At 44.0% G+C, this 9,350-nt stretch carries 5 protein-coding genes; 3 read left to right on the top strand and 2 right to left on the bottom strand.

Translation table 11 applies throughout. From position 1 onward, the window contains the following. Positions 1 to 634: 634 nt before the first annotated feature. Positions 635 to 1,465 carry a formyltetrahydrofolate deformylase gene (gene purU / locus NO992_RS22430; RefSeq protein ID WP_371380578.1) on the bottom strand — a complete coding sequence of 277 codons (831 nt, stop codon included), beginning with the start codon at positions 1,463 to 1,465 and terminating at the stop codon, positions 635 to 637. Positions 1,466 to 1,582: 117 nt separating this feature from the next. After that, on the bottom strand, positions 1,583 to 5,008 hold the full coding sequence (locus tag NO992_RS22425) for a PAS-domain containing protein (RefSeq protein WP_371380576.1): 3,426 nt from the start codon (positions 5,006 to 5,008) through the stop codon (positions 1,583 to 1,585). A gap of 410 nt (positions 5,009 to 5,418) precedes the next feature. On the opposite strand from NO992_RS22425, the gene NO992_RS22420 reads away from it, so the two are divergent. From NO992_RS22420 to NO992_RS22410, 3 genes are all read left to right on the top strand, one after another. Then, positions 5,419 to 5,682, top strand: coding sequence for a DUF4212 domain-containing protein (locus tag NO992_RS22420; RefSeq protein ID WP_010607553.1), 264 nt, complete (start codon positions 5,419 to 5,421; stop codon positions 5,680 to 5,682). An 11-nt stretch (positions 5,683 to 5,693) separates the two neighbouring features. Continuing rightward, positions 5,694 to 7,418 carry a sodium:solute symporter family protein gene (locus tag NO992_RS22415; RefSeq protein WP_017216580.1) on the top strand — a complete coding sequence of 575 codons (1,725 nt, stop codon included), beginning with the start codon at positions 5,694 to 5,696 and terminating at the stop codon, positions 7,416 to 7,418. Positions 7,419 to 7,508: 90 nt separating this feature from the next. Further along, the gene (locus tag NO992_RS22410; protein ID WP_349198312.1) at positions 7,509 to 9,347 is read left to right on the top strand and encodes a DUF294 nucleotidyltransferase-like domain-containing protein; all 1,839 of its coding nucleotides are present in this window, start codon (positions 7,509 to 7,511) and stop codon (positions 9,345 to 9,347) included. Positions 9,348 to 9,350: the final 3 nt, after the last annotated feature.

Genomic DNA, 9,350 nt, shown 5'->3' with positions numbered 1-9,350 from the left:
TGGATTACCCATGTGAAAGTAGAACATCGCCAGGGCCAAATAAGAGAAACCCGTTGCAGCAATGCGACGGGTTTTTTTCTGTTTGGGGTAAAGTACTTCCATGTAGTATCTCCCCTTCGCGTGTCCTTGCGCTCACTTCCTCGAACTGCGAAGCGGTGCTTCAGTTTCTCGTCACCCAAACTCAGAAGTGAAACAAAACAGCCGAAGGGTCAGCCCCGGTCAATGATAGTGTGGATTACCCATGTGAAAGTAGAACATCCTACTTCGTAGCGAGCCAGGGCCAAATAAGAGAAACCCGTTGCAGTAATGCGACGGGTTTTTTGCTGTTTGGGGTATAGAAAACCTCGCGAGGTAAACTCGCTCCCACCACAGTATCAGCACAGCGCAATATGGTAGGGGGTGGTTCACCCGCCGATGGTTTGCAATGAAAATTTCGACCCAAAAATAGTATGGAACACCCATGTATAATAAAACCCGTTGCAGCAATGCGACGGGTTTTATGTTGTTTGGGATATAGAAACCTCACGAGGTGAAATCGCTCCCATCATCAGGTACACCGCACTGTGGGAGTCTCTCTTCTTCACGCATCCATGCGTTCATTTCCTAAGTTGCTAAACTGCGATTCTGAACTTGATTATGAAAAGACGACGGTTTTATTGCCGTTAATGAAAAGCTTATGCTCGCAGGCTAATTGTAACGCGTTACAAAATACTGTTTTTTCAATGTCTCTACCGATTTTTGCCATTTCTTCAGCATTTTGAGCATGGCTAACTTGCGTGACATTTTGGGCAATGATAGGCCCTTCATCTAATTCATCATTAACAAAGTGAGCTGTTGCTCCGATAATTTTTACACCACGCTCAAATGCCTGATGGTAAGGTTTTGCACCGATAAAGGCAGGTAAGAATGAGTGGTGAATATTGATAATTTTTCCGTCAAAGCGTGAGACAAATTCCGGTGTTAAGATCCGCATATACTTTGCCAAGCCAACAATATCAGGATCATATTGTTCGATTAAATCGGCCATTGCAATGTCGTGTTCAGCTCTACTCAGCCCTTCATGTGATACTAGATGAAAAGGAATACCAAAGCCTTTAACAAGGGGCTCCAACGTATCATAGTTTGCGATAACTGCTTGTACTTCAATATTGAATGCTTGTTCGTATTGTTTAAGCAACACACCGCCTAAGCAGTGCGCTTCTTTCGTCGCAAGTAGCACTACTTTTGTTCGTTCTTGCCCGTATAGGTTTAACTTGGCGCCAGTTGGTAATGACTGACGAAGTTGTGCCAGAAAGTTATCACTGGGTGTGCCTGTGAGCTCTGTACGCATAAAGAAGCGCTGTCCTTCTTTATCTACAAACTCATTATTGCGCGTGATGTTTAGGTCGTGCTCATGACAAAGGCTAGTGATCTTCGCGATCAGTCCTATGTCATCTTTACACTCAGTTGTTAGTATGTAACTCATTTCCTCATTCCAATTCGTCTAAGCGAACTTTCAGAATACTGCGAATTGGCAGTGAGATAAATGCTTACCGACAAAAAACTTTGCGATTGCTATCGTATTCAGCAACTGTTTGTGTGCTCATCGCCCATGGTTGAGCAGAGCTTTGAGTTTTGCCGGTTTTACTGGCTTAGACAGGTAATGGATCTGCTCACTTTTAGCGGCGACTTTTACTTCTTCATCCCTCACGGCGGTGATTAAAATAGCTGGAACCGTATCTTGCCACACGCTGCGCAGCGATTTGATCAAAGATATCCCATCACAGTTATCGTTAAGTTGGTAATCCATTAAAATAACATCTGGTGCGGGATTATGTTTTGCGTAAGCAAGCGCGTCTTCTACTTTGTAAAACAGCTGATAGTAGCAATGCCATTTATCTAGCAGGCTCGCCATGGCTTCTAGATTTTTCGGGTCATCATCAACCGCGATGACATTAAGTTGAGTTTTACTTTGCGGTTTCTGGCTAATATCTTCTTTTACCTGGAGTAAATCCACATTGCCATAGGGTATGTCTATGGCAAAGCGGCTACCTTGATTGACAACTGAATTCACTGAAATTGTGATGGATAAAAGATCGCATAGACGTTTTACAACACCAAGCCCAAGCCCAATACCTTTATTATCACCCGCTTGAATACGATAAAAATCGTTAAATATCTTATTTTGCTCATGGTTTGAAATACCAGGACCGGTATCCCATACTTCAAGCCTCAAACTATGTTTACGGCGTCGACAGGCGATGAGCACTTTGCCACTGTCGGTATATTTAACGGCATTGGAAACCAGATTTTGAATGATCCGGCGTAGGTAAGTGGTGTCGCTGTGCACAATACTGTGGGAGCTTCTCACCTTAAGTTCGAGACCTTTCTCTTTTGAAATGATGGCATACTCATTTGCCAGTGGTAGTAAGATATCGTCAATGTTGAAATGCCTAGGGGTGGGCTTCATTGCACCTTGCTCTAGTTTTGCAATATCTAAAAGTGCACTCATCAGATGTACGGTAGAGTCTAGGCTATCGGTGAGTTTTTCAAAGTTACCCTGATCTTTACTTATTAAATTGTGGGTATCAATCGCTGCTAAGTATAGGCGTGCGGCATTGAGTGGCTGCAAAATATCATGACTGGCAAGTGCTAAGAAGCGAGTTTTACTCTCATTTGCTTGTTCTGCTTCTTTTTTAGCGGCCATTAGTGCCTGCTCTGTTTCGTGACGATTGGCTATTTCCGCTTTAAGATCCATATTAATGGTGCGGATCTCTTGGGTTCTGGCTTCAATACGGTTCTCTAGATCCATATTGATTTCTTCCAGTGCGTTTTGCGTCGCAATATGCGTGGTGATATCTGAAAAACTCGTCACAAACCCGCCTTCAGGCAGCGGGTTTCCCGTCATCTCAAATACTTGGCCATTACGACGGTGGCGAATAAAGTGGTGAGGGGTGCCATTTTTTAGATGTTGAACTCGTTTATCGACGTGTTTATCAATTTCTCCAGGACCGCACTCACCGCGCTCGGCGTTAAAGCGGATCACTTCCTCTATCGGTTGTCCTACTTCTAAGAAACCGTCTGGGTAGGCGAACATCTCGTGATAACGCCTGTTCCATGCAACCAGTTTTAGATCTTTATCAACAACCGAAATCCCATGGCTTAGATTTTCTAATGAGGTATAAAGTAGGTTTTGGTTGAACTGTAGTGCTTGTGTGGTTTCATCAAAAAAGTTAACCACCTCTTCAAATGCCATTTGGCGACCCGATGACACGGTACGGATCAGAGCTTGGGCAGATGAAGCACCGAGCACCCCCGTGAGTGCGCGCTCGCAGAATGAGATAAATTCAGGGGCTGGGTATGCGTCATTATCTTCTAAAATATTATTTTGAGCATAATGCCCAAGCAGTTGCTGACTGCGCTGAACCCCCAAGAAGGTTTGTAGCAGCACTTTAAAGTCATACACGGTAGCGCGAACTTGTTTATTCAAGCGTTTAGAGAGAGCAGCCTGATCTTTAGGATTTACGAATGCCGCGGCCTGAATACGGTCGATTAGGCGCTCCTGTGCACCGATAGAAAAGCTAATATAGCAACTAATGTTGGCGAGCAGTGCCAGTAAAGTTCCTCGGGTGATAAGGGTCTGGCGCATTTCATAATCAAGTAATCCACCAGCTTCCAGGATTGGAAACATAAGAAATAGCATCCAGCAGATAAAACCCGCGATGAGCCCCGCATATACGCCATACGCATGGCCTTTACGCCAGTAAAGTCCACCGACAATCGCAGGTAATAGCTGAGTCACCAATGAGAAGGCGACTAAGCCCATATTCGCGAGTGCTTCACCATGACCAAACCATTGCTGGTACATATATGAAAGTAATAAGATTGCGGCGATAACAAAGCGTCGAACTAAGAGTATTTGGCTCTTAAAACTGCTGTTTAGAATGTTCTTCTTAAATTTACGCTTGAACAACAAGGGCAATACCACATCGTTTGATAACATGGTGCTAAGTGTGAGAGTCGCAACGACTATCATGGCCGTTGCCGCTGATAAACCGCCGATAAATACAAATGTAGCGAGGATCGGATGCTCCATCATGATAGGTAAAGCGAGTACGAAACTATCCGGTGCCGCACCATAGCCAATATCGGGGTGGATAGCGGCGGTAGCGATTGGGATGATCATGGCAGCTATCAATAACAGGTAAAGCGTAAATGCCCAGCGTGCGGTTTTTAAGTGTGAAGTGTTGTGGTTATCTACCACCACAACATGAAATTGTCGGGGCAAACAGACGATGGCAGCCGCTGCCATAAGCGTTTGTCCAACGAAGTTGAAGTTAAAGAAGTCAAAAGATTGCCAATGTTCGCTCAATGCTTCAAATGAGTCTGGAACTTGAGCTAAAGATTGCCATGCAAGCACGGCAACAATACCGAGTGCGAGTAGCTTAACGATAGATTCAAAAGCAACAGCTAACATCAACCCTGAGCGATACTCAGTCACATCTACCTTTCTAGTGCCAAAGAAAATCGCAAATAATGCCATGATCAAGGTACCAGCTAATGCGAGCGCAGTGCCAGACACTTGCTCATCCTGCTGTAATAACAAAAAGCTACTACTCAAGGCTTTGAGCTGGAGCGCAATATATGGAATGGTTGCCAATAGGGCTATCATCGTTACCATGACGGCCGTAGTTTGGCGTTTACCGTATCGTGCTGAAATGAAGTCGGCAATGGTGGTGATATTCTGTTTTTTACTAACCAATATGAGTTTGCGTAAAAAACCCTGACCGAACAAAAACAGTAAAATGGGCCCCAAGAGAATAGGGAAGTAATGCCAGCTACTGGTGGCCGCAGTACCTACCGAGCCGTAGTAAGTCCACGAGGTACAATAAATTCCTAAGGAAAAGGCATAAACAAACGGATGATGACTAATTTTGAGTGCGCGAGGGGTGGTTTTATCTCCCCAGTTGGCGAGCCAAAAAAGTACACCAATATAAGCAGCGGCAACGAGGAGTAAAATGGCAGTCATAGTGTTTGTTATAGGTTTTATTATTTATATCGTCATACTTTAGCAAACAAATGGCACCCATAGTCTAGTTTACTCTATAATTTTATTTGAGTATTACATATGTCTTAAAATCAAAGTGTTAGAGTTTTCTTCGGTAAGTAAAGAGGTTCATTCACCATTCAAGTTAGACTAATGTCTTACTGTCGTATCCACTCATTGAAAATACATCTTCATCCAACCTGTTTTTACTTATCTATTTGTTTATAAAGACTTTTTAATTCTAATGAATACCACGCATCTACAGTTTACGTAAACGTTAATTTGCCGTTACGACTAAGGTCTCAATTTCAACTTACCAAGCCGTTGCTACTCTCATTAAGGTCTATTAACACAACTTGCTCCATGTTGGAGCGGGTGATAGGAGATTTAAAATGGCTTTTAAAAGTGAAGAACAAGCGAAAGCATATTGGTCAGAAAATCTCGCCTTGATGTTTAAGCTACTCGCTATTTGGTTTGTCGTTTCATTTGGATTTGGCATCCTGTTAGTTGATGTGCTCAACGAAGTTCGTTTTTTTGGATTTAAACTCGGATTTTGGTTTTCTCAGCAAGGCGCAATTTATACCTTTGTTGCGTTAATTTTTGTCTACGTTTCAAAAATGAATGCGTTAGATAAAAAATACGGCGTGGATGAGTGAGGAGCTAATCGATGGATGTTCAAATTTTAACTTTTATTATCGTCGGCCTTAGTTTTGCGCTTTATATCGGTATCGCTATCTGGGCGAGAGCTGGGTCCACGAATGAATTCTATGTTGCTGGCGGCGGTGTGCCTCCTGTTGCAAACGGTATGGCAACTGCTGCAGATTGGATGAGTGCAGCGTCCTTTATTTCAATGGCGGGGATTATTTCCTTCGCTGGTTACGACGGCGGTGTTTACCTTATGGGGTGGACCGGCGGTTATGTATTACTTGCCCTGTGTTTAGCACCTTATTTGCGTAAATTTGGTAAGTTCACGGTACCAGATTTTATCGGTGATCGTTACTATTCTCAGGTTGCACGTGTGGTTGCGATCCTGTGTGCTATCTTCATCTGTTTTACCTATATTGCTGGCCAAATGCGTGGTGTTGGTGTGGTGTTTTCTCGTTTCCTCGAAGTGGATATCGAAACGGGCGTTTACATCGGAATGGTGATTGTATTCTTCTACGCGGTACTTGGTGGTATGAAGGGGATCACTTATACACAGGTCGCTCAATATTGTGTACTTGTCTTTGCTTACTTAGTTCCTGCTATTTTCATCTCACTGATGATGACGGGCCATTTACTACCACAAACCGGTTTTGGTGCAACGTTGGCTGATGGCTCGGGCACCTATCTACTCGACAAGCTAGATGGACTCAGTACCGAACTCGGCTTTGCGCAGTACACTGAAGGCTCTAAGAGTATGGTTGATGTGTTCGCTATTACCGCTGCACTTATGGTTGGTACTGCTGGTCTGCCTCATGTAATCGTTCGCTTCTTCACCGTTCCTAGAGTAAAAGACACTCGTATTTCAGCCGCTTGGACCTTAGTGTTTATCGCTATCGTATATACAACGGCACCTGCTGTTGCGTCATTCGCTCGCGTAAACATGATCGATACTATCAACGGTAAAGATGGTAGTGGCACGGTATATGAAGAAGCACCACAGTGGGTGAAAAACTGGGAAAGAACGGGCCTTATCGTATTCAATGATAAGAATGGTGACGGCAAAATGCAGTACTCTGCGGGCAAGATTGATGATCCTGCAAGTGCAAACGAAGTGAAGATTGACCGCGATATTATGGTATTGGCGAATCCAGAAATTGCGAATCTGCCTGCGTGGGTGATTGCATTGGTCGCTGCAGGTGGTATTGCTGCGGCGCTATCGACAACCGCAGGTTTGCTACTGGTTATTTCAACATCGGTATCACATGATTTGTTGAAGCGTACCATTAAGCCGGATATCAACGATAAACAAGAATTGCTGGCGGCACGCTTAGCAGCGATGGTCGCTATCGCAATCTCGGCGTACTTTGGTATAAACCCACCTGGGTTTGTCGCCTCGGTGGTTGCATTTGCCTTCGGGTTGGCTGCGGCGAGTTTCTTCCCTGCAATTATCATGGGGATATTCTCTAAGCGAATGAATAAAGAAGGTGCGATTGCCGGCATGGTAACGGGTATTGGTTTCACTGCGGCTTATATTATTTACTTTAAGTTTGTCAGCCCTGAGCTAAATGCTCCTGCAAACTGGTTGTTTGGGATTTCTCCTGAAGGGATCGGTATTGTAGGTATGCTAGTGAACTTCGTTGTAGCTGCACTGGTTATGAAGGTAACCGCGGATACACCTGAAGAAGTTAAAGTGATGGTTGATGGGATCCGTAACCCTAAAGGATCTAGCGCTGCTCACGCACACTAAGCAATACTAATCGAATTTGCCCAGCCAGCGTGCTGGGCAAATTTGTTTTTGATAGTGCAAAATTGTAGACGATTAAAAGGACAGTTAGGTATGACGCCAGAAATTCAAGATGTCTTTCAGTTTGTTTATAAACAAGCCCCGTTTTCTGAATTACCCGAAGCGGCTGCCAGCTACTTTTCAAAGCACATCGAAATTGTTTACCTTAGCCAGGCGAATCAACAAGATTGGCTTCAAGATGGCAAGCCAAATCTATATCTGCTGCGCTCTGGTGTGGTTGATCTGATCTCTGCTAAAGACGAAGTCATTGGTCGTATGAGTGAGGGAGACTACTTTGGTTATCCTTCTTTATTAACCGGTGATGCCATTCAAAATCGCATCGAAGTTCAAAAAGATGGCTTGGTTTACATTCTCAATGAGCAGAACTTTGATTTTTTGCGCCGAGAATACAAACCTTTTGAGCAATACTTTGTTAGAGCACACGCTAACCGACTACTTTCTTCTCGTTATAAACAGCAAAGCGAAACTTGGTCAGAACGGAAAATATCTGAGCTAATGACTAAAGACGCGGTTACTATCGCGCCGACAGCAAGTATTCGTGAAGCTGCCAAATTGATGAGCCAGCATCGTGTTTCATCAATTATGGTCACGGAGCAAGCGCGCTTGGTTGGCGTTGTGACGGATAGAGATCTGCGTAATCGAGTTCTAGCGCAAGACAAAGATCCTAGCGCTCCACTTGCTGAGATCATGACGGAAAAGCCAAAGCATATCTTTGAAAACAATCGTGTGTTTTCGGCCCTGCATTTAATGCTTAAGCACAATATTCATCATTTGCCAGTGTTAAATGAAGCATATAAACCACTGGGCATGCTGACCAGCACCGATCTGCTGAGACAGCAAAAAAGTGATCCGGTACAACTTATTGGCAGGATCTATAAAGCACAAAATCTTCTGGCTATCAAAAACTGCGCTCAGGAGATCCCGGATCTATTGCGTCAATTTTCCTATCATATTGAAGATATTTCACTGATTGGCAAGCTACTAAGTGGCCTCACTGATGCGCTAACATCAAGATTAATCTATTTATATCAACAGCAGCACGGTGCCGCGCCATGTCGCTTTGCGTGGATCTGTTTTGGCTCTCAGGCACGAGAAGAGCAGACCTTACATTCAGATCAAGACAATGGTTTGTTGCTACCAGACAATATCAGCGAAAACGATCGTCGTTACTTTGCTGCTTTAGGCGCGTTTGTCTGTGAGCAACTCAACGAGTGCGGCATTCAATCTTGCCCAGGAAATATCATGGCCAGTAATGCCGATTGCCGTGGCACAGTTGCCCAGTGGACCGCCAAATTTAGCAAGTGGATCTTGTCTCCTACACCAAAAGCGATGCTTAATTGCAAGATCTACTTTGATATGCGTTTTATTGATGGCGCCAGCGATCTCTATGCAACTCTTCGCCAATCTTTGGATCAGATCAGTCGAAACGAGCTGTTTTATGCGGCAATGGCGACAGACATCAACGCAAATTCGGTACCGATCGGGATCTTTCAACAATTTAAGCTGGAAAAAGACAAGAGCAAACATAAGTATTTAGATCTGAAAAAGCGTGGGGTTGCCATTATCAATGATGTGGTTAGGTTGTATGCGCTAAAGGTTGGAGTTGCAAGAGCTAACACTTTAGAGCGCCTAGAGGCACTGACTAAAAGCCCATTGCTTGCTAAGTCGGATATCGACAATCTAAAAGACTGTTGGCGATTCTTAACACAGTTGCGGTTAAAGACCCAAATCAACCGTGAAGGATTACCAGGAAACTGTATAAACCCAGAAAACCTCTCTTCTCTTGAACGCCATCAGCTCAAAGAAGCATTTTATTTAGTAAAACAAGCACAGCAGGCGAGTGCGTTTAAGTTTGCTCGAGGGAGTTTATAAGCA

It is taken from the genome of Pseudoalteromonas sp. DY56-GL79 (assembly GCF_041414765.1).
GTDB lineage: Bacteria > Pseudomonadota > Gammaproteobacteria > Enterobacterales > Alteromonadaceae > Pseudoalteromonas > Pseudoalteromonas piscicida.
Note: the sequence above shows the minus strand (reverse complement) of the source record. Positions and strands in the feature narration are given on the sequence as shown.

What these genes read in the sequence shown, in the direction of transcription:
- purU (WP_371380578.1), bottom strand. Translation starts at nt 1,465, where the DNA reads ATGAGTTACATACTAACAACTGAGTGTAAAGATGACATAGGACTGATC.
- NO992_RS22425 (WP_371380576.1), bottom strand. Translation starts at nt 5,008, where the DNA reads ATGACTGCCATTTTACTCCTCGTTGCCGCTGCTTATATTGGTGTACTT.
- NO992_RS22420 (WP_010607553.1), top strand. Translation starts at nt 5,419, where the DNA reads ATGGCTTTTAAAAGTGAAGAACAAGCGAAAGCATATTGGTCAGAAAAT.
- NO992_RS22415 (WP_017216580.1), top strand. Translation starts at nt 5,694, where the DNA reads ATGGATGTTCAAATTTTAACTTTTATTATCGTCGGCCTTAGTTTTGCG.
- NO992_RS22410 (WP_349198312.1), top strand. Translation starts at nt 7,509, where the DNA reads ATGACGCCAGAAATTCAAGATGTCTTTCAGTTTGTTTATAAACAAGCC.